This window comes from Microbacterium sp. MEJ108Y, from assembly GCF_000834175.1.
Taxonomy (GTDB): Bacteria; Actinomycetota; Actinomycetes; order Actinomycetales; family Microbacteriaceae; genus Microbacterium; species Microbacterium forte.
Genome location: NZ_JXQX01000007.1, coordinates 81,856 through 104,728 on the forward strand (window position 1 = coordinate 81,856; position 22,873 = coordinate 104,728).

Sequence of the window (22,873 nt, forward strand, 5' to 3'; positions counted from 1 at the left end):
CTGCCGCCGTTACGACTCGGCGAACCGCTGACGCTCGACGTCGATGTCGCGAAGGCGCATGCGCAGAGCACGCCCGCCGTCGGAATCCGCGGGAACCCGCTGCACCGCTCCGAGGAGCTCCTGCTTCTCATGTTCCAGAATGCGCATGATGAGTCGCTTGGCCAGGTCGGTCGTCGAAGCGACGGCGCCCTCTTCGTTGCGCGCCGGGAAGGGGGTCATCAGCAGTTCGCCCGCGAGCGATCGGTAGGGCTCCCGCACCGAGTTCACGGTGTCCGTCACCCATCCGGCTCGAGTCCGATCAGGCGCGGATGCGACGGCCTCGCGCACGGCGTCCAGCCCCGGTGTGCGGAACGGCGCACTGAGGGCCCGCGTGAGCAGCGCCTGATCGATCTGATGTCCGTACTGAAGCGCGCCCATCAGAGCGTCGCGCTCCACGGCGGCATCGGCAGTGCGCGGCAGGCTCGCGAGGGTGACCGGAGTCACCCCTGGAACACCGGATGCGGAGTCACTCGCACTCTCGCGCCTGGTCGGCTCGTGTCTCGACGACTGCGATCCCCCTCGGGCGGCACGCTCGACCTCGTTGCGCACCTCGGTGGGGTCCATACCCAGGCGCCGAGCCAGCACGCGCTCATAACCGGGTCGCAGCAGCCGATCGCGGATCTCGGCGACGATCGGCGCTGCCGCGCGAAGAGCGCCGACACGACCTTCGACCGTCGAGAGGTCGAAGCCGCTGAGCTTCCTGTCGATCGCGAACTCGAACATCGGCTGCTTCGTCTCCATCAGCGAGCGCACGGCGGCATCGCCGCGCTGCAGCCTGAGGTCGCACGGGTCGAGCCCGTCGGGCGCCACCGCGACGAACGTCTGGGCGTTGAAGCGGTCGTCCTCGGTGAAGGCCCGAAGAGCCGCCTTCTGGCCTGCCTCATCGCCGTCGAACGTGAAGACGACCTCTCCCGAGGCGTTGTCGTCGCCCATGACGCGACGCAGCACCTTGATGTGATCGGTTCCGAACGCGGTGCCGCAGGTCGCGATCGCGGTCGTGAGGCCCGCGAGGTGGCAGGCCATGACGTCGGTGTATCCCTCGACCACCACCACCCGACGAGGGTCACCCCGCGAGATGTCGCGCTTGGCGAGGTCGAGCCCGTACAGCACCTGCGCCTTCTTGTAGATCGGGGTCTCGGGGGTGTTCAGGTACTTCGGGCCCTGATCGTCGTCGAACAGCTTGCGCGCGCCGAACCCGATGGTCTGACCGGACACGTCGCGGATCGGCCAGACGAGGCGACCGCGGAAACGGTCGTAGACGCCGCGCTGCCCCGTCGACACCAGACCGGCGGCACTCAGCTCGTCGCGGGTGAACCCCTGCGCGGTGAGAGCCTTCAGCATCTTGTCCCACCCGCGCGGTGCGAAGCCGACACCGAAATGCGCGGCGGCACCCGCGTCGAATCCTCGCTCGCCGAGAAAACGTCGTCCTGCCTCGGCGTCGGCGGTGAGCAGCTGCGCCCGGAAGTACTCCGCAGCAGCGGTGTTGGCGGCGTACAGACGGCTGCGCCCACTCGTCTCCGGAGCCGACCCGCCGTCTTCGTAGTGCAGTGAGTATCCGATGCGGCCTGCGAGACGCTCGACGGCCTCGGTGAAGCTGACGTGGTCCATCTCGCGGAGGAACGAGTAGACGTCGCCGGACTCTCCGCATCCGAAGCAGTGGTAGTAGCCGACCTGCGGCCGCACGTGGAAGCTCGGACTCTTCTCGTCGTGGAAAGGGCACAGGCCCTTGAGCGAGCCGACGCCTGCGGACTTGAGCGCGACGCGCTCCCCGACGATGTCAGCGATGTTGATGCGCGCCTTGACCTCGTCGACGTCGGCCTGGCGGATGCGGGGCATCAGCCGGCCCCTTCGACGACCGCCTGCCGCGGCGTGTGCTCCCGCGCACCCGGTCGCGCGTGTCGTGGCGTCCAGATGCCGACCTCTGCGGGGTCGATCTCGCCGACCAGCCTGTTGTGCCAGTCAATGGCGCTCTGATCCGTCAGACTCGCGATCTGATCGACGATCACGCGTGCGCGTTCGGCATCCGTCGTCGCGGCGACGAAGTCGGCGGAGAAGGCGGGCTCGAGCACATCCGCGCCTGCCGACCAGAGCGTGTCTGTGGACCACAGCGCGTCGGCGAGTCTCTTGAGCACACGGCGCTGTTCCTTGTAGACGCCCTTGCGGGCCTCGATCGTGACGATCGCCTGCCCCATGATGCCCTTGAGAACGGCGATCTCGGCCTCGATGACGCGCGGCACGACGACGTGCGCGTTGTAGCGCACGAGTGCAGGGCCGGCATACGCCTCGCGCGTGGCCGAGACGGCTGCCCTCGCGAAGCGACCGATGAAGTCGCTCGTGAGGTTCTTGAGTCGAGCGAGATCTCGCCGCGACCGGTCGAAGGACTGCAGCCACATGGGCTGCGATGCCAGCCGGTAGAGCGCGTCGGCGAGCTCGTCGCGCGTGAAGTCGTAGCCCACCCACTGCTGGATGCGATCGATCAGCGCATCGTGCGCCTGCGGATCGGCGAGCTGGGAGACGTCGACGTAGCCATTGAGGATCGCATCCTCGAAGTCGTGCACGGAGTAGCCGATGTCGTCCGACAGATCCATGATCTCGGCCTCGATGCAGCGTCGACGCCCGGGAACGCCGTCGCGCATCCAGCGGAACACGGCTTCGTCCTCGGGATACACACCGAACTTGAGGCGCCCGCCCGGGTCAGGAACCGGACTGTCGACGGTCCACGGGTACTTGCAGGTCGCGTCGAGGCTCGCCCTGGTGAGGTTGAGGCCGACCGACTGCCCGTTGTCGTCGATCGCCTTGGCCTCGAGCCGGGTCAGAATGCGCAGGGACTGCGCGTTGCCTTCGAAACCGCCGATCGGCTCCGCCCATTCGTTGAGCGCACGCTCGCCGTTGTGACCGAACGGAGGGTGTCCGAGGTCGTGGCTGAGACAGGCGGTGTCGACGACATCGGCCGAGACTCCCAGCGCGGTCGCGAGTTCGCGTCCGACCTGAGCGACCTCGAGCGAGTGCGTCAGACGGTTGCGGGCGAAATCCGCTGTGCTCGCGGGGCTGAGCACCTGTGTCTTGGCCGCCAGGCGTCGAAGCGCCGCGGAGTGCAGCACGCGCGCGCGATCGCGGGCGAAGTCGTCGCGTTCGGATCGATGGGTCTCGGCGAAGAATCGCTCGGCATCGCGCGGGTCGTATCCGTCCGAGCGACCGCGCGCCGGGTGTGCCTGAGGATCAGCCGCCACTGTTCTCGATCTCCGCCCCTCGCATCATCTCGGATGCCGATGCCGCGAGCTCGCGCGACTCCAGCCACTTGTCCGGCAGCGCCGGTCGCTTCGGGCGTCCGGACCGACCGCGCTGGCCCTCGGCATCCGCACCGGGATACGGCGCCGTGTGGTCGAGCTGACCGAGCAGCTCGTCGATCTCAGCCAGGCTGGATGCCGTCGCGAGCCCGGTGCGGATGTCACCGCCCACCGGGTAGCCCTTGAAGTACCAGGCGACGTGCTTGCGGACGTCGCGGCACCCTCGATCCTCGTCCTCGAAGAACTCGACGAGGAGCTCTGCATGACGACGGAACGCATCGGCCACGAAGCCGAGGGTCGCATCGACGGGGTGCGACTCCGCACCGAAGGCCGCGGCGAGTTCGCCGAAGAGCCACGGACGGCCGAGGCATCCGCGACCGACGACGACCCCGTCGCAATCGGTCTGCTGCATCATGCGCACGGCGTCGTCGGCCGACCAGATGTCGCCGTTGCCGAGCACCGGAACGCTCGTGACGGCCTGCTTGAGCTCGCCGATCGCGTTCCAGTCGGCGAAGCCGGAGTAGAACTCGCTCGCCGTGCGTGCGTGCAGCGCGATCGCCGAGACACCCGCGTCTTCGGCGGCACGACCCGCATCGAGGAAGGTGAGGTGGTCGGGGTCGATGCCCTTGCGCATCTTGATGGTCAGCGGCACGTCGCCCGCTGCCTTGACCGCCTGCGTCACGATCTGCGAGAACAGGGAGCTCTTCCACGGCAGGGCTGCTCCCCCGCCCTTGCGCGTGACCTTGGGCACCGGGCATCCGAAGTTCAGGTCGATGTGGTCGGCGTGATCTTCGGCGACGATGATCCGGACGGCCTCGGAGATGGTGTGCGGATCGACGCCGTAGAGCTGGATAGACCGCGGGGTCTCGGACTCGTGATGGCGGATCAGCCGCATCGTCGTCTCGTTGCGCTCGACGAGCGCCCGCGACGTGATCATCTCGCTCACATAGAGCCCCGCACCGTACTCGCGGCAGAGGCGACGGAACGCGGTGTTGGTGATGCCCGCCATGGGTGCGAGCACGACCGGCACGTCGAGAGCGATCGGGCCGATGTTGAGGGTGCGAGCGGATGCGGTGGCGACAGTCATATCCCCTCCATTCTCCCAGACCCGGAGCCGGTATCGGCGCACCGATCTAAGCTGTGAATATGACCGATCCCGCAGTGCGTTCCATCCCCTTCATCGACGCCGACGGCAACGAGAAGACGATCGACGATCTCGGCGCCGACGTGGTGCTCGTCGTGAATGTCGCCTCGAAGTGCGGCCTCACTCCGCAGTACGAGCAGCTCGAAGAACTGCAGCGTCTGTACGGCGACCGCGGGTTCAGCGTCGTCGGGTTCCCGTGCAATCAGTTCTTCGGTCAGGAGCCCGGTTCGGTCGACCAGATCCTCGAGTTCTGCTCCACCACCTACGGGGTGACGTTCCCCATCAACGACAAGGTGAAGGTCAACGGCAAGAACGCCACCGACCTCTACAAGACGTTGAAGGAGACTCCGGATGCCGGAGGCAAGGCCGGCCGCGTCGAGTGGAACTTCGAGAAGTTCCTCGTTCTGCCCGACGGCGAGGTCGTCCGGTTCCGCCCGAAGCAGAAGCCGAACGACCCCGAGATCGTCGGCGCGATCGAAGCCGCGCTGACCCGCTAGACGGCTTCGGCCTCGGGCTCGGCCTCGGCGTCGCCGCGCTTGGCCCAGAGGTCGCGCAGTACGTTCTCGAATGCGGCAGGCGGCTGCGCGCCGCTGATGCCGTACTGCCCGTCGATCACGAAGAACGGCACACCCTGGATGCCGTAGGCCTGAGCCTGCGCCTGGTCCTGTCGGACATCCGCAAGGTGACGGGCGGAGACGAGGGCCTCGCGGGTGTCATCGGGGTGGAGACCCACCTCGACGGCGAGCTCGACCAGGTCGTCGATGCGGCCGACGTGCTTGCCCTCGGTGAAGTACGCGGACATGAGCCGCTCTTCCATCTCATGCTGCAGTCCCTGCGCCTTGGCGAAGTGCAGCAGCTCGTGGGCCTTGACCGTGTTGGTGTGCTGCAGCAGGTCGAAGCGGTACGCGAGACCGGCGTTCTCGGCGACGCCGGTGACGTGCGAGAGCATCTGCTCGACCTGCTCGCGCGGCATCCCCTTGTGACCGGCGAGGAAGTCGATCTCATCGCCGTCGAAGTCGACAGGAGTGTCGGGCGAGAGCTCGAACGAGTGGAAGGTGATGTTCACCTGCGGGGCGTCTTCGTCGCCGGCGACGGCTTCGAGTCCCTTCTCGAGGTTGCGCTTGCCGATGTAGCACCAAGGGCAGGCGATGTCGGACCAGATGTCAATCGAGATGGCTTCACTCACACTGACATCCAACCGTATGCACCTATGGGCTATTCCGTCGTTAGGATTCTCAGATGCTCTCCGCCGTCGATCCGCTGCCGTTCCGGCCTGCGCGCGTTCTGATCGCGGGCGTCACCGGGTCGGGCAAGACGACGCTCGCGCGGCGCGTTGCCGAGCTGTGGCAGCTTCGACACATCGAGATCGACGGACTGTTCCACGGCGAGAACTGGACCCCGCGTCCCTCCTTCCTCGACGACGTCCGCGAGTTCGCCGCCACGGACCGCTGGGTCACCGAGTGGCAGTACACGAGCAAGGGCACCGACGAGATCATGACGCCTCGCGCGCAGCTCGCTGTCTGGCTCGACTATCCCTGGCCGGTCGTCCGCGGCCGGCTTGTCCGACGCACTCTCAGCCGCAGCATCCTGCGAACGGAGATGTACAACGGGAACGTCGAGAAACCCATCTGGCAGCTGTTGGCCACGCGGGATGCGGAGCGCAACATCCTCTCCTGGCAGTCGAAGACGCGGATGTTCTGGACGACTCAGATGCCTGAGAAGCAGGAACGATTCCCGCACCTCACGATCGTGCGGCTGCGGCATCCCCGCGAGACGGAGAGATGGCTGCGCGCTCAGGCAGAGGCGTCAGGCGCGTCGATCGCTCCACCGAAGCGACGGTCACGCGACAGATAGACCCCGATCGCGCGCCACAGCTCTTCGCGCGAGAAGTCTGGCCAGAGAGTGTCGAGGAACACCATCTCGGCATACGCCGCCTGCCACAGCAGGAAGTTCGAGGTGCGCTGCTCCCCCGAGCTGCGCAGGAACAGGTCGACGTCCGGCATGTCAGGCACGTAGAGGTTGCGACGGATCATCTTCTCGGAGATCGCGTTCGGCTTCACCCGACCGGCCGCGACGTCGGCGGCGATCGAGCGCATCGCGTCGACGAGCTCGATGCGGCCGCCGTAGTTCACGCACATGGTGAGTGTGAGGACGTCGTTGTTCTTGGTCAGCTGCTCGGCGTACTGCAGCTCCTTGATGACGCTGCCCCACAACCGTGGCTTGCGCCCGGCCCATCGGACTCTCACGCCCCACTCGTTGAGCTGATCGCGTCTGCGATGCAGGACATCTCGGTTGTATCCCATGAGGAAGCGCACCTCGTCAGGAGAGCGCGCCCAGTTCTCGGTGGAGAACGCGTAGACGGAGAGGTGCTTCACGCCGGCCTGGATCGCGCCGGCGACGACGTCGAGAAGCACCTCCTCCCCTGCCTTGTGCCCTTCGACGCGGCTGAGTCCCCGACGGTTGGCCCAGCGACCGTTGCCGTCCATGACGATCGCGACGTGCTCAGGAACCGATCGGAAGCTCGGCGGATAGACGCCCGTCCAGTCGAGCGGGCGATACGCGACGGCATCCTTGTGCGTGTAGGGCTTGGGACTCACCGTGCTCCTTCTCGGGGGATGTCGGCCACCAGGTGCTCGAGTGAGCGGATGCCGCGCTCCAGATGCCATTGGGCGTAGGCGGCGACGAGGCCGGATGCTGCGGCGTTGTCGGCGTGCGGAGCAGCGTCGATCGCTTCCCATTCACCGGCCATGAGCGACCGCAGCAGCGACAGGGTCTTCTCCGCGACCTTCGGGCTGCCCGCCGGCGCGCAGTTCGGGCAGACGGCCCCGCCGAGCTGCCCGACGAAATGCGCGTGAGGCCCCGGGGTGGCGCATCGCGCGCAGTCGCCGAGCGACGGAGCCCACCCCGACAGCGCCATGACGCGAAGCAGATAGGAGTCGAGGATGCTGCGGGGCGAATGCTCGCCCCGAGACAGCGCACGCAGGCCACCGACCAGCAGGAGGTACTGATCGGGCGTCGCCTCAGAGTCGCTGAGCCGGTCGGCAGTCTCGACCATCGCGTTCGCAGAGGTGAATCGGTCGTAGTGGGCCGCGATGTCGGATCCGTACGAGCCGAGCGACTCGGCCTGCTGGACGATGTCGAGAGTGCGCCCCTGGTAGAGCTGCACATCGGCGACCATGAAAGGCTCGAGACGCGACCCGAACTTCGACGACGTGCGTCGCACTCCCTTCGCGACTGCGCGGATCTTGCCGTGTCGCCGAGAGAGCATGGTGACGATGCGATCGGCCTCACCCAGCTTGTGGGTGCGCAGGATCACCGCTTCGTCTCGGTAGGTGGGCACCGTTCGATTATCCTCCGTGCAGGAGAATAGAGGCGTGACCGAACCGCTCTTCATCATTCCGCTCTGGGCGGACCTGCTCGGCGTAGGCCTCGGCGGAGTCCAGGGCGCGATGTTCGCCTCGGGATTCCAGGGCCAGCGACGCCTCGACTGGCTCGGAGTCGCGATCATCGGGATCATGATCGGCATGGGTGGCGGCCTCATCCGCGACATCCTTCTCGGCCAGACCCCCGCGACGCTGCAGAGCAACTGGTATCTGCTGACGGCCACGGGCGCGTCGCTGTTGGGGATGCTGCTCGCGGGACTCTTCAATCGACTGAACACCGTGATCGTGGTGCTCGACGCCGTCGTGATCGGCATGTTCGGTGCGTTCGGCACGAGCAAGGCGATCGCGTTCGGCATCCCTCCCGTGCCCGCCGTCTTCATCGGCGTCTGCGCGGCCGTCGGAGGCGGTGTGCTGCGAGACATGCTCATGGGACTCCCGACGTCGATCATGCACGTCGGCTCGCTCTACGCCGTCGCCGCCGGTGCCGGATGCGTCTTCATCGCGACCGCGAACAGCCTGGGGATGTCGATCACCCTCGCCGCCGTGCTGGGCATCATCGTCACCGCTGTCATCCGCGTGCTCGCCGTGAGCTTCGACGTGTCCCTGCCCGAGCAGAGGCGGCTCTACCGTCGCAAGGTCGCCGCTGAGACCGGAGTCATCCAGGTCGTCAAGCCGAGCGCGGACTGACGCCCGTCTGCTGCGCCGCCGTCGAGTGGGCGCCTCCGGTCGGAATCGAACGCGTATTCCGACCGCCGGTGTCAGGTCGAGGTGATCCCCTCACACAGAGATGGCACCTGCTGCCGGTATCACGCACGCATACCGGCAGCAGGTGCCTACTCGAGCCGAGGATCAGACGGCTGCGAGCTCCTGCTGACGCGTGCGGATCGAGCGGTTCACGCCGGAGACGATCGCCTTGAGCGACGCCGTCGAGATGTCACCGTCGATGCCGACACCCCACAGGCGCTGGTCGCCGACCTGCAGTTCGACGTAGGCAGCGGCCTGCGCATCGCCACCGGCGCTGAGAGCGTGCTCGACGTAGTCGTAGACCGTGATGTCGAAGCCCTGTCCGCGGAGCACCTCGACGAACGCGGCGACCGGACCGTTGCCGTTGCCGGCGACGGCCACCTGCTGGTCGTCGTCCCGGAGCACGACGTCGAGCACCACATCTCCTGACATGTCGCTGCGGGTCTGCGTGGCCAGCAGCTCGAAGCGACCCCACTTGGCTGCCTCATCGGCCGCCGGCAGGTACTCGTCGTTGAAGATCGACCAGATCTGCTCGCTCGTGACCTCGCCGCCCTCGGCATCGGTCTTGGTCTGGACGACACCCGAGAACTCGATCTGCAGCTTGCGGGGCAGGTCGATCGCGTGGTCGGCCTTGAGCAGGTAGGCGACGCCGCCCTTGCCGGACTGCGAGTTGACGCGGATCACGGCCTCGTACGAACGGCCGAGATCCTTCGGGTCGACGGGCAGGTACGGCACGGCCCACTCGATGTCGTCGACCGTGACGCCCTCGGCCTCGGCCCGGGCGGCCATCGCCTCGAAGCCCTTCTTGATCGCATCCTGGTGCGATCCGCTGAACGCCGTGAAGACCAGGTCGCCGGCCCACGGGCTGCGCTCAGGCACCGGCAGCTGGTTGCAGTACTCGACCGTGCGCTTGACCTGGTCGATGTCGCTGAAGTCGATCTGCGGGTCGATGCCCTGCGTGAACAGGTTGATGCCCAGCGCCACGATGTCGACGTTGCCGGTGCGCTCGCCGTTGCCGAACAGGCAGCCCTCGATGCGGTCGGCGCCGGCCATGTATCCGAGCTCAGCGGCGGCGATCGCGGTTCCGCGGTCGTTGTGGGGGTGCAGCGAGAGGATGACGTTCTCGCGGTGTGCGAGGTTGCGGCTCATCCACTCGATCGAGTCTGCGTAGACATTCGGCGAGGCCATCTCGACAGTGGCGGGGAGGTTGATGATCACCTTGCGGTCGGGAGTCGGCTCGAAGACCTCGATCACCTGGTTGCAGACATCGACCGCGAACTCGAGCTCGGTGCCGGTGTAGCTCTCGGGCGAGTACTCGTAGTAGACCTTGGTGTCAGGGATCGTCTTCTCGTACTGACGGCACAGACGTGCACCCTCGAGCGCGATATCGATGATGCCCTGCTTGTCGGTGCGGAACACGACCTCACGCTGCAGCACGCTGGTCGAGTTGTAGAGGTGCACGATGGCCTGCTTCGCGCCGGCGATCGACTCGTAGGTGCGCGCGATCAGGTGCTCGCGAGCCTGCGTCAGCACCTGGATCGTCACGTCGTCGGGGATCAGGTTCTCTTCGATGAGCTGACGGACGAAGTCGAAATCAGTCTGGCTGGCCGAGGGGAACCCGACCTCGATCTCCTTGTAGCCCATGCTGACGAGCAGTTCGAACATGACGCGCTTGCGCTCGGGCGACATCGGGTCGATGAGCGCCTGGTTTCCGTCGCGGAGATCGACCGCGCACCAGCGAGGAGCTTCGGTGATCCGGGCGTCAGGCCAGGTGCGGTCGGGCAGGTTGACCGTGATCTGCTCGTGGTACGGCCGGTACTTGTGGATCGGCATCGCGGACGGGCGCTGAGTGTTCTGCATGATGGGGCTTCTTCTCTTCGTCAGAAATGTGAACGGGCCAACACAAGCGCCGCGACGAGGAAGGCCCTAGCTTTAGGACTCGTCGCGGCAGCTAAGAAGAAGCAGACCGCCGAAAGGCATGCGGCCATGGTAGCAGGGATCCGGAAGTCGTCCGACTCGCTGCTGAGACGATCCACCGACACGAGACACTGTCAGACATGAGCACATCGCGCAGTCGCATGCTTCTCGCCTTCGTCGCACTCGTGGGGGCACTCGGCCTCGCCGCGTGCACCGCCGGCATCGGCTCCTCCCCCGTGCCCACGAGCTCGGGATCGCCCACGTGGGATGCCGCGAACGCGGCACCGCCGGAGGGCCGCGTCATCGGCACGGGCACTGTTCTCGACGTCGCCGGCGAGGCGCAGCTGTGTCTCGGAGTCGTCGCCGAGTCCTACCCGCCTCAGTGCACGGGGATCCCGCTCGATGGCTGGACGTGGGAGGGTGTCGACGGCAGCGAGACCAGCGGAGACACGACGTGGGGCACCTACGCCGTCTACGGCACCTTCGACGGCGAGCGGTACACCGTCACCGACCCGCCCATCATGCTCGCGCTCTACGATCCCGTCCGCCCGGAAGACCCGGCGAACGGTGTCGACGGCACGAGCTCCGAGGCCGACCTGATGCGAGTACAGGATGACCTGTCGACGTCACTGGGACGCGATGCCCTGACCCTCTGGACCGAGCGCGGCTATGTCTGGGTCAGCGTCGTCTGGGACGACGGCACGCTGCAGGATGCCGTCGATGAGGCATACGGCGACGGAGTCGTCCTCGTGACGTCGGCTCTGCGCCAGATCGACTAGGACGACGGGATCAGCGCGAGCTTGCCGCCGGGGTGACCGCCGGAGAGCAGCCGCAGTGCAGCAGGCGCCTCGTCGAGCGGGAAGGTGCGCGCCATGGGGACGACGAGGTCGCCGTTCTGCGCGAGCGCGACCAGCTCGGCACGGATGTCGTCGCGGAACCGGGCGCTCTCAGGCATGGATCCTGCGATCACCTGGATGCCGTCGGCGCCGGCCCTCTGGGGCGCGGCGATCGTCACGATTCGACGGCGTTCGTCGACCAGTTCGAGGGACACGTCGATGGCTTCATCGGTACCGACGGCGTCGAGCGCCGCGACCACCGCGCCGCCGGCCGCTGCCGCTCTCACGCGGTCAGCCAGCCCCGGGCCGTAGGTGACGGGGATGCCGCCGAAGCGCTCGACGACGTCGAATCGCTTCGCACTCGCGGTGCCGATCACGCGGATGCCGCGGAGTGCCGCCTGCTGAAGCACGCTCACCCCGACCGCACCTGATGCGCCGTGGAGCAGAATCGTCTCGCCCGGGGCAGAGCCCGTGACCCAGAGCATCTCGGCCGCCGTGGTTCCGGCCAGCAGCAGGTTCGCCGCCTCCGGGTGAGTGAGCGTGGTCGGCTTCGCGAAGACCTTCTCGGCGGGGACGGTCAGCTCGGTCGCATAGCCCCCGCGCACCCGGAAAGCGACGACCTCGTCGCCCACGGCCGCGTCACCGGATCCGATACGGGTGTCCGGCCCGAGCGCGCTTATGCGTCCGGAGACCTCGTAGCCGATCGGAACCGGGAGCTGCGCCCCGGAGCGGGCGGACGCGACATGCTTGGCGTCCGCCGGATTCACGCCGGCCGCGTGCACCCGGATCGTGACCTCCCCGCGGCCCGGGGGTGAGACCTCGTGCTCGACGAACTCCCATGTGTCAGGGGCGCCCCACGACGACGCGATCCAATGCTCGGCGATTGTCATGTCGCGACCCTACCCTCAGAAGACGCACCGGACATTGGTCGCCGTTCCGGCGATGTTGGCCCACCCTCCTGCGGGTGCGGTGGCGAGCACCGTGGAGTTGTTGCGTGCCTGGGCATAGCCCGCCGACCGCGCATCCGCGATCGACTTCGCCGAGAACGACGACGGGATCGAGAGTATCCCGCAGATGCTCCAGCTCAACTTCGCGCCGCTCAACGACGATCCGGTATAGACGCACACGGTGCCTGTGGCGCAGCTGCCCACCGAAGCCGCCGAGACAGCGCTGCGCTGTTCCAGCACGACGAGATCCATCCCCAGCCTGGGCCACACGGCATGCTGCGCATCGACGATCACCCCGCCGGGAACCTCCGCCATCACGGCGAGGATCAGCGGGTCGATGCTCTCGCCCGTGTCGGCTGCGGCGTCCGCCAATGCCGGTGCGCCGAGCATCAGTATGCTGAGCAATCCGCCGACGACTGCGGCGAGCACCCCCCGACGTCTCATCTCACGAGATCCTCATCGACGTCCCACATCGTGTACGAGATGATCGCACCACCGGCCATCAGATCGTTCGCGATGAGGTTGGTCCGCTCGACGCCGATGATCCTCCCGGTGTCGAGAGACAGGAGCACGAGGTCGCTCGCAGCCCCGTCCGCCGTGATCACGCGCAGTCCTGCGGCCTGCCGTCCCAGGCGGTCGGCAGTCGTGCCGAGCGCCTCCACTCCGTCCGCATCCGCGAGGATATCGAGCACCTGCGACTCCTGAGCGTTCGTGAGGGTCCATTGCTCGAGCACCGATGTCGCGGCGGCGACGACTTCGGACCCGGTCGGATCCGACGGCATACCGAACGCCATGAGGGCCGCGGACACGTCCTCGCGGGAATCGCCGAAGACGTCGGGAACGGGGGTCGAGAACTGACCGGGCTCGATGGGCAGGTCTACGACGACCTCGCCCGAGCTGCTGATCTCCGCGCCGACGTTCGCAGACGCGTCGGTCGGGTCATACGGCACACCCCTCACCGAGACCATCCGCCCCGAGAGGTCGGATTCCCAGCGAAGGGTGTTGAGCTGCGGGACCACCTTCGTCGCCCCGGTGCTGCCGTTGATGTCCAGCCCCCACGTCGCCGACCTCACGACGCGCTCCGGATCGGCAGGTCCAGGCGTCGCGATGAGTGTCGCCTGCGCCGTGTCGAGCGTCTCTGCCGTGCCCTCCCCCGCAGCGAAGTCCAGGGGTGCGGGCGAGCCTGCGACCGCCGCCCCCTGGGGAACCAGGACGGCGACGGCCACGACCACGGCCGCGGCCGCCATCGCGATGCCGGAAGCCCATCCGAGAGCACGCCTCCGCTGAGGCCGAGGCTTCGAAGCGGTGCGGATGATCCGATCCCTTGTCCGCTCCGCCGCGGGGTCCGGCTTCGCATCGCGCGGCGTCCGGGCGGGATCGGCCTCCGTCAGGACGCGTTCGAGCAGAGCATGGTCATCCGTCATGATCCCTCCGCCCCTCCAGTCCGAGCTCCGCACACAACTTCGCCTGCGCACGCGAGAGCGTCTTCCGTACCCGGACACGCGGGCTGCGCAGCAACTCGGCGATCTCCCCCACTGCGAGCCCATCCCAGTACGTCAGCATGATGATACGCCGCTCACGCCCGGTGAGGACACCCAGAGCTGCGAGCACCCTCGCGCGAGTGGCCAGGGCAGGCGGGTCCTTCTCTCCGGACACACCACCGTGCACGGCGTCGATGGCCGTGCGCCGCAGCGTCGACCGACCCGATCGCCCTCCGAGCACCCGATCGGCCGCGCGGATCAACCAGATCCGATCCATCGGCTTCGTCGGAACGAGCCGGGACCATGCCAGGAGGAAGATCTCGGAGACGATCTCCGTCACCTCAGCGGGGTCCTCGACCACTCCTTCGACATGATGCCTGACCGCCGCCCAGTTGGCGTCGAAGAGCCGGGTGAAGGCTTCGTCCCTCTGGGTCTCACGGTTCTCACCGCGGGCGCTCATCTCTCTCGTCCGCCGGAGCACCCGATCCGCGTCGCGTCTCGGAGTCGCATGTCAGAAGCCGAGGCGGCCGAGCTGCTTCGGGTCGCGCTGCCATTCCTTCGCGACCTTGACGTGCAGGCCCAGGAAGACCCTCGTGCCGAGGAGCTCTTCGATGCCGGCACGGGCACGGCGTCCGACGTCAGCCAGACGCTTGCCCTTGTGACCGATGATGATCGCCTTCTGGCTGTCGCGCTCCACCACGATCGACGCATGCACATCGGTCAGGTCGGTTCCTTCGCGGGGGGCGATGTCGTCGATCACGACCGCGATCGAGTGGGGAAGCTCGTCTCGGACCCCGTCGAGCGCCGCCTCGCGGATCATCTCTGCGATGCGATCCTCTTCCGACTCATCGGTCGTGATTCCCTCGCCGTAGAGGGCGGGGCCCACCGGCATGAGGGAGAGGACTTCATCCGCGAGGACCTCGAGCTGGTCGTTCGTGAGCGCCGAGATCGGGATCACCGCATCCCAGTCCTCGCGCAGTGCATCGACCTCCAGGAGACGCTCGGTGATCTCGTCGCGGCTCGCGGCATCGGTCTTGGTGACGATGGCGATCTTCTTGGCGCGACGGTATCCGTCGAGCGAGGCAGCGATGCGGCGATCGCCCGGTCCGACCTTCTCGGTCGCCGGCACGCAGAAGCCGATCACATCGACGTCGCCGAGCACCTGCTCGACGAGGTCGTTCAGGCGCTCGCCCAGAAGCGTGCGGGGCTTGTGGATGCCGGGGGTGTCGACGATGACGAGCTGCCCCGCGGGGCGGTTCACGATCCCGCGGATCGCACGGCGGGTCGTCTGCGGCTTCTCACTCGTGATCGCGATCTTCTCGCCGACCAGCGCATTCGTGAGAGTCGACTTTCCGACGTTCGGGCGCCCCACGAAGGTCACGAACCCGCTTCGCGTCTGCTCAGTCATCGTTTCCGTCTCTCTCATCTGCGGCGTTATCCGCGTCGTCTGCCGCGCGTTCGACGAACACGGTCGCGATTCCACGGCCGCGCCCTCGAGACGCGCCGCCGGTGAGGGTCAGCCCCTCCACCGTCGCCGTCGATCCCGGTTGCGGAACCTGGCCCAGTGCCTTGCCCAGCAGACCGCCGATGGAGTCCACGTCCTCGTCCTCGAGTTCGAGACCGAACAGATCGCCGACGTCCTCCAGCGAGAGTCGGGAGCTCACGCGGTAGCGTCCGTCGCCCAGTTCGACGACTTCAGCTGATACCTGATCGTACTCGTCGGAGATCTCGCCGACGAGTTCCTCGATGAGGTCCTCCAGGGTCACGAGGCCCGATATGCCTCCGTGTTCATCGATCACGAGGCACACGTGCACGGCGTCGCGCTTCATCTGCTGAAGCAGCGTCTCGGCACGCATGGACTCGGGCACGAAGGTCGCCGGACGCGAGATGGGGCGGATGGACGCCGTGCGCCAGGCGTTCTCATCGCGGAAGGCGAACAGCACCAGGTCCTTCAGGTACAGCACGCCGACGACGTCGTCGGCGTCGTCGTCTACGACCGGCATGCGCGACACACCACGCTGCAGGAACAGCGTCATGGCCTCGCTCGTCGTTGCGGTCGCATCGACCGTCACCATCTCGGTGCGGGGCACCATCACGGCGCGGACGAACTGGTCGGTGAAGTCGAACACCGAGTGGATGAGGTCGCGATCGTCGGCCTCGATCAGGTCGTTCGAGGCGGCCTCGTCGACCATGCTGAGCAGCTGCTCCTCGGACGTGAACGAGCTGCGGCCGCGTCCGGGGGTGACCCGGTTGCCGAGCAGCACCAGTCCCTGGGCGAGCGGTCCGAGGATGATGCGAAGCCCGCGGACGATCCGCGCATTCGCGCGGAGCATGCCTTCGGCGTGATGCCGGCCGAAGGAACGCGGGCTCGCCCCCACCAGCACGAAGCTGATGCCCGTCATCAGCAGAGCCGCTGCGAGCATCGCCCACCAGATGTTGTCGAACAGGATGCTGAACGCGACCGTGACGAGCACGGCAGCTGCCGTCTCGGCGAGCACGCGGATGAACGCGACGGCGTTGACGTGTGCGTCCGGGTCAGCCGCGATCCGCACCAGCTGGCTGCCGTTGCGCCCTTCGGCCCCCATCTCCTCGATGTCCGAGCGCGACGTGACCCCGAAGGCCGCGTCGATCGCCGCCATGAGCCCGCCGAACGCGACGAGCAGAACAGCGCCTGCGAGAAGGAGAGCGGCGGTCATCGTCGACGTTCAGCCGCGGCGAAGCCCTGGATGAGCTCCTTCTGCAGTCCGAACATCTCGCGCTCCTCTTCGGGCTCGGCGTGATCGAAGCCGAGGAGGTGCAGCAGTCCGTGCGTGGTGAGCAGGATCAGCTCATCCATCAGAGTGTGGCCGGCTGCCTGCGCCTGGGCCTCGGCGACCTGAGGGCACAGCACGATGTCTCCGAGCAGCCCTGGTGCCGTGGGGCGATCCTCGGTGCCGGGGCGCAGCTCATCCATCGGAAAGCTGAGAACGTCGGTCGGACCCGGCTCGTCCATCCACTGCACGTGAAGGGCCTCCATGGCGCCCTCGTCGACGAGGACGATCGCGACCTCGGCATCCGGGCTCACGTGCATCTGCGCCAGGTTGAAGTCGGTCAGCCGCTGCAGCACGGTCTCGTCGACATCGATCGCCGACTCGTTGTTGATCTCGATCATGACTGTGCTCGTTTCATCAGGAGAGGCCTCGCTTCGGCATCCGGTCCCGGGGTCCTGGTCGTTGTGCGCCTCGGCGGTCGGCGCGATTGGCGAACTCCGCGGCCTGCTCGCGCTCGAACCGCTGCGCAGTGCGGCGCTCGTCGTACTCGCTGTACGCGTCGACGATGCGTCCGACGAGCGAATGCCGCACGACGTCGTCGCTCGTGAGTCGTGCGAAGTGGATGTCGTCGATGCCGTCGAGCACTCGGGTCACGAGGCGGAGCCCCGAGGATCCCTGCGGGAGGTCGACCTGAGTGATGTCACCGGTGACGACCATCTTCGAGCCGAAGCCGAGACGGGTGAGGAACATCTTCATCTGCTCGGGCGTCGTGTTCTGCGCCTCGTCGAGAACCACGAACGAGTCGTTCAGCGTGCGGCCGCGCATGTACGCGAGCGGCGCGACCTCGATGGTCCCCGTCGCCATCAGGCGAGGGACGATCTCGGGGTCCATCATCTCGTTGAGCGCGTCGTAGAGCGGACGCAGGTACGGGTCGATCTTGTCGGTGAGAGTGCCGGGGAGGAAGCCGAGACGTTCCCCTGCTTCGACAGCGGGGCGCGTCAGGATGATCCGGGTGACCTCCTTGCGCTGCAGCGCCTGGACGGCTTTCGCCATCGCCAGATAGGTCTTTCCCGTTCCGGCCGGACCGATGCCGAACACGATCGTGTTCTCCTCGATCGCGTCCACGTACTCCTTCTGGCCCAGGGTCTTGGGCCGGATGACCTTGCCGCGAGTCGACAGGATGGCCTCGCCGAGCACCTCGCTCGGGCGGGGTCCTCCGTCGTTGCGGAGCATGCGCGCCGAGCTCGTGACGTCGCTAGGAGCGAGGTCGTGGCCGGCCTTGGTCATGGTCATCAGCTCGTCGACGAGACTCTTCGCCTTCGCGACGGCGTCCGACGTGCCCGTGAGCGTGATCTCGTTGCCACGGACGAGCACCTGCACGTCGCGGTGCTCCTTCTCGAGCATCCGCAGCAGGCGGTCCTGCGGTCCGAGCAGCTGCACCATGGCGACGCCGTCGGCATAGATCTTCTCGACAGCGGTGTCGGATGCGGTGACAGGGTCGTTTTCGTCAGAAGCCAACGAGCTTGTTCTCCTCGATATCGGCGAGCACATGGGCGTGCACGTGGAAGACGGATTGGGCGGCGCTCGCGCCGTTGTTGAAGATGAGGCGGTACTCGCCGTTCGCATGCTCTGCGGCGAGCTGCTTGGCCGCGGCGACCATCTCGGCGAGAAGCCCCGGGTCGCCCTGAGCCAGCTCGGTGACGTCTCGGTAGTCCTCGGTCTTGGGAACCACGAGCGCGTGCAGCGGTGCCTGCGGGTTGATGTCGCGAATCGCGAACACCCGGCCGGTGTCCAGCAGGATCTCACCCGGGATGTCGCCGTTGAGGATGCGCGTGAAGATCGAGGGCTCGGACATGCTCTCAGTCTACTGACCGCAGCCCGGCGCGGTCCTTCCCCTCGTTCACCAGCGGCCGAGCGCCACCGACAGCACGGCGATCGCCGCAGGACCCGCAGTGGAGGTGCGCAGCACCGTCTCCCCGAGGAGGACCCGTTCCGCACCGGCGTCGGAGAGCTTCGTGAGCTCCTCATCGGAGATCCCGCCCTCCGGGCCGACGACCAGCACGATGTCGCGGCCGTCCGGCTCGAGGTCGGACAATCGCGTCGATGCGCCCGGATCCAGCAGCAGCAGGCGCTGAGACGCTGCACGCACCGCGAGATCTGCCGTCGTCGCCGGAGGCGAAACCTCGGGAACCCAGGCGCGGTGCGCCTGCTTGGCGGCCTCTCGGACGATCGTCGACCAGCGTTCGCGCCCCTTGACGACCTTCGGCCCCTCCCAACGGGACACGCTGCGGCTGGCCTGCCACGGGACGATCTCGTCGACCCCGAGTTCACACGCCGCCTGCACCGCCAGCTCGTCGCGGTCGCCCTTCGCCAGAGCCTGCGCGAGGACGATCCGCGGATGCGGCGCGGATTCTTCGGATCGGACCGACACGCGCACCTCGACCCGAGACGGTGATACCTCCTCGGCGACGCCGGTGAGCCACACCCCTGCACCATCGCCGACCGTGACCGCCTCGCCGACGCGGAGCCGCCGGACGACCGCGGCGTGCTTGGCCTCAGCCCCGGTGAGCGACACGAGGTCGCCGACCGCGGCATCCGAGGAGTTCTCGACGAGGAAGTGGAGTGCCATGATCGCCGTCCGGATCAGTGCGAACGGAAGCGGTCGCGGAGCTTCGAGAACAGTCCCTGCTGGAACTGCGCCAGCTGCGGACCCGGCGCCTTCGTCTTCTTCGCGAAGTCCTCGATGAGCGCGCGCTGCGCAGAGTCCAGCTTGGTCGGGGTGACCACCTGCACGCCGACACGCAGGTCGCCCCGCTGGTTTCCTCGCAGCGGAGTGATGCCGCGGCCCTTGATGGTCAGCACGTCGCCCGACTGCACGCCCGAGCGGATCTCGAGGTCGACCTCGCCGTCGAGCCCCTGGATGGTCGTCTCGGTGCCGAGGACGGCGTCGGGCATCGACACCTCGAGCGTCGCGAGCAGATCGTCGCCGTCACGGCTGAAGGAGGGATGCGGGTTGACGGAGACCTCGACGTACAGGTCGCCGTTCGGGCCGCCGGCCTTGCCGACCTCGCCGGAGCCGGGAAGCTGAAGACGGAGTCCGGTCTCGACGCCGGCAGGGATGTCGAGGGAGACGGTGCGGCGTGAGCGCACCCGACCCTGTCCTCCGCACGTGCCGCACGGGTACGGGATGGTGGTGCCGTAGCCCTCGCAGGTGCCGCAGGGCTGAGACGTCACGACGTTGCCGAGCAGGCTCCGCACCTGACGCTGAACATGACCGGAACCGCCGCAGATGTCGCAGGTGACGGGCGACGTTCCCTCCTGGCAGCACGAGCCGTTGCAGGTCTCGCACAGCACGGCCGTGTCGACCTCGATGTCGCGGTGCGCGCCGAAGACGACGTCGCCGAGATCGAGGGTCACGCGCACCAGGGCGTCCTGGCCGCGCTCACGCCGTGACCGCGGACGCGCTCCGCGCCCGCCGCCCTGGCCTGCGCCGAAGAACGTCTCGAAGATGTCTCCGAAGCCGCCGAACCCGCCGAAGTCGTTCGCCGCTCCGTCTCCCCCGCCCATGTCGTAGCGGCGGCGGGAGTCGTCGTCGCTCAGCACGTCATAGGCGTGCGTCACGAGCTTGAACCGCTCGGCGGCGTCTTCACCCGGGTTCACGTCGGGGTGGAGTTGACGGGCGAGGCGCCGGTACGCCTTCTTGATCTCATCGGTGGAGGCGTCGCGAGAGACGCCGAGTACCTCGTAGTGGTCTGCCACAATGGCCCTTCTGCGTGTGCTGTCATCTGGGCGGCCGCGTCAGCGGGCCGCCTCGTCTTCGTCGAGCATCCGCGACAGGTAGCGGGCAACCGCCCGTGCCGCCGCGAGATTGCTCGGATAGTCCATGCGCGTCGGCCCCATCACGCCGACGCGCGCCGTGCCGCTGGGGGCGGCGTAGTTGCTGGCGACGATCGATGCCTCGCCGAGTCCGAATGACGCGTTCTCGGTGCCGATGCTGGCTGCGAGGCCATGAGAGTCCGCCTCCATCTCGCTCATCAGGCGCAGCAGGGTCACCTGTTCTTCGATCGCCTCGAGGATGGGATGGATGCTGCCGCGGAAGTCCTGCTCGCGCTTCGCGAGGGTCGCCGCACCCGCCATCACCAGGCGCTCCTGACGGAACGCGCCGAGCTCGTCGATGACGATGGTCGCGAGTGCACGAAGCACGATGTCGTGCGAATGCTCATCGTCGGTGAGCAGCGTCTGCAGCCGCTCAGCCGCATCGCTCACCGCCCGCCCGGTGATCAGCGCAGACAGGCGCGCACGGAGCAGCGCCATGTCGGCATCATCCACATCGACGGGCAAGGGGGCGATCCGCTGCGAGACGCCGCCCGCGTCGGTGACGAGCACGATGAGCAGCCGATTGGGAGCGAGCGCCACGAGCTCGAGATGCGTCAGGTGCGCGCGGGCGAACGACGGGTACTGCGCGAGGGCGACCTGACCCGTGAGCTGCGTGAGCACCCGGACGGTGCGCACCATCAGGTCGTCCAGATCAGAGGGAGCGGTGAGGAAGGACTCGATCGCCGTGCGCTGGGCGACCGAGAGCGGCCGCAGCTGCGCGAGGTGGTCGACGAAGACGCGATACCCCTTGTCGGTGGGGACGCGACCGGACGACGTATGCGGGGCGGCGATCAGCTCTTCGTCTTCGAGGAGTGCCATGTCGTTGCGGATCGTCGCAGCCGACACGCCGAAGGAGTAGCGGTCGACGATCGACCTGCTGCCGACGGGCTCGTGGGTCTCGACGTAGTCCTGCACGATCGCGCGGAGAACCCGGAGGCCTCTTTCACTGACCATCGCAACTCCCTCCCTTTGGCACTCACTGGCTACGAGTGCCAATTCTACCCGCCCGTGCCGACGACATGCTGATCGCCATACGATGACGGGTATGAGTGTCGCCCCACAGGTCGCGGTCTCCGCCGGAATCGTGCGCGGCGAGGTGGTCGATGGTGTTCGGCGTTTCCTCGGCATCCCGTTCGCGGCGGCGCCCTTCGGACCGAATCGCTTCCGCGAGCCCCAGCCGGCTCCTTCCTGGGACGGCATCCGGGATGCCGCGGCGTTCGGGCCGACCGCCCCTCAGCTTCCTTACCCCGGTGCCATCGGCGAGCTGCTGGGCTCGGTCGAGATTCCCGGCGACGACATCCTCTCCGCCAACATCTGGACGCCTCAGGACGCCGACCGCGCCCCGGTCGTCGTCTGGATCCACGGTGGCGCGCTCGAACGAGGCACCGCAGCCATCCCGCTGTATGACGGCGCCGGCTTCGCACGCGCCGGGATCGTCTTCGTGTCGATCAACTACCGCCTGGGATCCGAGGGATTCTCCGTGCTCGAGGACGCTCCCCGGAACCTCGGATTGCAGGATGCAGCAGCGGGACTCGCCTGGGTGCACCGCGAGATCGCCTCCTTCGGCGGAGAGCCGGAGCAGATCACGGTCATGGGCGAGTCCGCGGGCGGTGCGATCGTCGCGGGGCTCCTCGCGAACGATTCGTCTCGGGCGCGGATCGCGCGGGCCATCATCGAGTCGGGGCCGCTCGAAGCGCAGACGGCGAAGAAGGCCGGCCGCGTCACGGCGCAGCTCGCCAAGCGGCTCGGAGTCGCCGCCGACCGAGCGGGTTTCGCTACGGTCTCCCCCGAGCAGCTGCTGGAGGCACGGCGCCAGCAGGCCGCAGGGTCATCTCCGCTCGGCGGAGCCCCAGGATTCCAGTTCGCTGTGGATGCCGGGTCTCTGCCGCGTTCTCCGCACGAGGTCCTCGCCGGCGCCGACGTGCCGCTCCTCATCGGGAGCAACACCGACGAGTACCGGCTCTGGTTCACACCCGCAGCCCTCGCCCGGATCAGCGAGATGAAGCTCCTGCTCGGACGACTCGCTCTGCGGATCCCCCGCCGAGCGGTGGCCGCCTATCGCTCGGCCTTTCCCGGCGCGACCACGGGCGAGATCTTCGGCCAGCTCGCGACCGACATCATGCTGCGAGGGCCGCTGACGACGCTGGCGAGGGCGCGCACGGCACCGACCTACGTCTACGAGTTCGCGTGGCGGAGTCCCGTCCGCGACCTGCGTGCCGCGCACGCGCTCGAGCTGGGGTTCGTCTTCGATCGCCTCGGCGACCCCGAGGCGAAGCGCCTCGCAGGCGCTGAGGCGCCGCAGGGGCTCGCCGATGAGATGCACTCCGCGTGGGTCTCCTTCATCAAGACCGGAGACCCCGGCTGGCCGGTCTTCGGTGCGGAGCGCACCACCCGCCTGTTCGACACCGACAGCGCCACGGTGCCGCAGCGACGGACCGACGCGCTCGACTTGCTTCCGTAGCGCGCGTC

The 22,873-nt window shown here is 67.7% G+C and carries 24 protein-coding genes; 5 read left to right on the top strand and 19 right to left on the bottom strand.

The annotated features are described in order from the left end of the window. Positions 1-9: 9 nt before the first annotated feature. Genes dnaG through dusB form a run of 3 tightly spaced genes read right to left on the bottom strand, consistent with a single transcriptional unit; the run spans position 10 to position 4,413 of the window. Positions 10-1,875, bottom strand: coding sequence for a DNA primase (dnaG, locus tag RU09_RS03725; protein WP_042537609.1), 1,866 nt, complete (start codon positions 1,873-1,875; stop codon positions 10-12). Then, positions 1,875-3,269 carry a deoxyguanosinetriphosphate triphosphohydrolase gene (locus RU09_RS03730; RefSeq protein ID WP_042537611.1) on the bottom strand — a complete coding sequence of 465 codons (1,395 nt, stop codon included), beginning with the start codon at positions 3,267-3,269 and terminating at the stop codon, positions 1,875-1,877. Before RU09_RS03730 ends, dnaG begins: the two co-directional genes overlap by 1 nt. Next, a complete protein-coding gene (gene dusB / locus RU09_RS03735) occupies positions 3,259-4,413 on the bottom strand; it encodes a tRNA dihydrouridine synthase DusB (RefSeq protein WP_042537612.1) in 1,155 nt (384 codons plus the stop codon). The genes RU09_RS03730 and dusB overlap by 11 nt, the downstream gene beginning before the upstream one ends. Before the next feature lie 59 nt (positions 4,414-4,472). On the opposite strand from dusB, the gene RU09_RS03740 reads away from it, so the two are divergent. Further along, the gene (locus RU09_RS03740) at positions 4,473-4,967 is read left to right on the top strand and encodes a glutathione peroxidase (protein ID WP_042537613.1); all 495 of its coding nucleotides are present in this window, start codon (positions 4,473-4,475) and stop codon (positions 4,965-4,967) included. Here the strand turns inward: RU09_RS03740 and RU09_RS03745 are convergent. Next, positions 4,964-5,656 (bottom strand): DsbA family oxidoreductase, encoded by a 693-nt coding sequence (locus tag RU09_RS03745; RefSeq protein ID WP_042537614.1) that lies wholly within the window; start codon positions 5,654-5,656, stop codon positions 4,964-4,966. The two genes, RU09_RS03740 and RU09_RS03745, sit on opposite strands and share 4 nt — an antisense overlap. Positions 5,657-5,709: 53 nt before the next feature. Between RU09_RS03745 and RU09_RS18855 the strand changes: the two genes are divergently transcribed. Continuing rightward, positions 5,710-6,324, top strand: coding sequence for an ATPase AAA (locus RU09_RS18855; RefSeq protein WP_042537616.1), 615 nt, complete (start codon positions 5,710-5,712; stop codon positions 6,322-6,324). On the opposite strand, the gene RU09_RS03755 is transcribed toward RU09_RS18855, so the two are convergent. Beyond that, positions 6,264-7,067 (bottom strand): isoprenyl transferase, encoded by an 804-nt coding sequence (locus tag RU09_RS03755; protein WP_042537618.1) that lies wholly within the window; start codon positions 7,065-7,067, stop codon positions 6,264-6,266. The genes RU09_RS18855 and RU09_RS03755 overlap by 61 nt on opposite strands. After that, the gene (gene recO, locus RU09_RS03760) at positions 7,064-7,810 is read right to left on the bottom strand and encodes a DNA repair protein RecO (protein WP_042537620.1); all 747 of its coding nucleotides are present in this window, start codon (positions 7,808-7,810) and stop codon (positions 7,064-7,066) included. Before recO ends, RU09_RS03755 begins: the two co-directional genes overlap by 4 nt. Before the next feature lie 34 nt (positions 7,811-7,844). On the opposite strand from recO, the gene RU09_RS03765 reads away from it, so the two are divergent. Beyond that, entirely contained in the window at positions 7,845-8,540 is a 696-nt protein-coding gene (locus tag RU09_RS03765) for a trimeric intracellular cation channel family protein (protein WP_042537622.1), read from the top strand. A 162-nt stretch (positions 8,541-8,702) separates the two neighbouring features. Here the strand turns inward: RU09_RS03765 and leuA are convergent, their stop codons facing one another. Then, positions 8,703-10,457 (bottom strand): 2-isopropylmalate synthase, encoded by a 1,755-nt coding sequence (gene leuA / locus RU09_RS03770; RefSeq protein WP_042537624.1) that lies wholly within the window; start codon positions 10,455-10,457, stop codon positions 8,703-8,705. Between the two features lie 197 nt (positions 10,458-10,654). Between leuA and RU09_RS03775 the strand changes: the two genes are divergently transcribed. Beyond that, complete coding sequence (locus RU09_RS03775) at positions 10,655-11,293, top strand: hypothetical protein (RefSeq protein WP_042537626.1); 639 nt, start codon at positions 10,655-10,657, stop codon at positions 11,291-11,293. Here RU09_RS03775 and RU09_RS03780 read toward each other — a convergent pair. The 12 genes from RU09_RS03780 to hrcA form a co-directional block, all read right to left on the bottom strand. Beyond that, on the bottom strand, positions 11,290-12,240 hold the full coding sequence (locus tag RU09_RS03780; RefSeq protein ID WP_042537628.1) for a quinone oxidoreductase family protein: 951 nt from the start codon (positions 12,238-12,240) through the stop codon (positions 11,290-11,292). The two genes, RU09_RS03775 and RU09_RS03780, sit on opposite strands and share 4 nt — an antisense overlap. Positions 12,241-12,255: 15 nt before the next feature. After that, positions 12,256-12,741: a hypothetical protein gene (locus tag RU09_RS03785; protein ID WP_042537630.1), complete on the bottom strand. Its 486-nt coding sequence runs from the start codon at positions 12,739-12,741 to the stop codon at positions 12,256-12,258. Next, positions 12,738-13,721, bottom strand: coding sequence for a hypothetical protein (locus RU09_RS18435; RefSeq protein ID WP_042537632.1), 984 nt, complete (start codon positions 13,719-13,721; stop codon positions 12,738-12,740). The genes RU09_RS03785 and RU09_RS18435 overlap by 4 nt, the downstream gene beginning before the upstream one ends. After that, positions 13,711-14,238, bottom strand: coding sequence for an RNA polymerase sigma factor (locus tag RU09_RS03795; protein WP_042537635.1), 528 nt, complete (start codon positions 14,236-14,238; stop codon positions 13,711-13,713). Before RU09_RS03795 ends, RU09_RS18435 begins: the two co-directional genes overlap by 11 nt. Before the next feature lie 51 nt (positions 14,239-14,289). Next, positions 14,290-15,186 carry a GTPase Era gene (gene era / locus RU09_RS03800; protein ID WP_042537636.1) on the bottom strand — a complete coding sequence of 299 codons (897 nt, stop codon included), beginning with the start codon at positions 15,184-15,186 and terminating at the stop codon, positions 14,290-14,292. Beyond that, positions 15,179-16,474, bottom strand: coding sequence for a hemolysin family protein (locus RU09_RS03805; RefSeq protein WP_042537638.1), 1,296 nt, complete (start codon positions 16,472-16,474; stop codon positions 15,179-15,181). The genes era and RU09_RS03805 overlap by 8 nt, the downstream gene beginning before the upstream one ends. Next, positions 16,471-16,929, bottom strand: coding sequence for an rRNA maturation RNase YbeY (ybeY, locus tag RU09_RS03810; protein WP_042537641.1), 459 nt, complete (start codon positions 16,927-16,929; stop codon positions 16,471-16,473). Before ybeY ends, RU09_RS03805 begins: the two co-directional genes overlap by 4 nt. Positions 16,930-16,945: 16 nt before the next feature. Continuing rightward, positions 16,946-17,971: a PhoH family protein gene (locus tag RU09_RS03815; protein WP_228385705.1), complete on the bottom strand. Its 1,026-nt coding sequence runs from the start codon at positions 17,969-17,971 to the stop codon at positions 16,946-16,948. Between the two features lie 64 nt (positions 17,972-18,035). Then, on the bottom strand, positions 18,036-18,383 hold the full coding sequence (locus tag RU09_RS03820; protein ID WP_042537645.1) for an HIT domain-containing protein: 348 nt from the start codon (positions 18,381-18,383) through the stop codon (positions 18,036-18,038). Positions 18,384-18,428: 45 nt separating this feature from the next. Then, positions 18,429-19,157 (bottom strand): 16S rRNA (uracil(1498)-N(3))-methyltransferase, encoded by a 729-nt coding sequence (locus RU09_RS03825; RefSeq protein WP_042537647.1) that lies wholly within the window; start codon positions 19,155-19,157, stop codon positions 18,429-18,431. 14 nt (positions 19,158-19,171) lie between these two features. Next, entirely contained in the window at positions 19,172-20,287 is a 1,116-nt protein-coding gene (gene dnaJ / locus RU09_RS03830) for a molecular chaperone DnaJ (RefSeq protein ID WP_042537649.1), read from the bottom strand. A 39-nt stretch (positions 20,288-20,326) separates the two neighbouring features. Next, on the bottom strand, positions 20,327-21,358 hold the full coding sequence (hrcA, locus tag RU09_RS03835; RefSeq protein ID WP_042537651.1) for a heat-inducible transcriptional repressor HrcA: 1,032 nt from the start codon (positions 21,356-21,358) through the stop codon (positions 20,327-20,329). Positions 21,359-21,449: 91 nt separating this feature from the next. Here hrcA and RU09_RS03840 point away from each other — a divergent pair, with 91 nt between their 5' ends. Continuing rightward, a complete protein-coding gene (locus RU09_RS03840; protein WP_052492848.1) occupies positions 21,450-22,865 on the top strand; it encodes a carboxylesterase/lipase family protein in 1,416 nt (471 codons plus the stop codon). Positions 22,866-22,873: the final 8 nt, after the last annotated feature.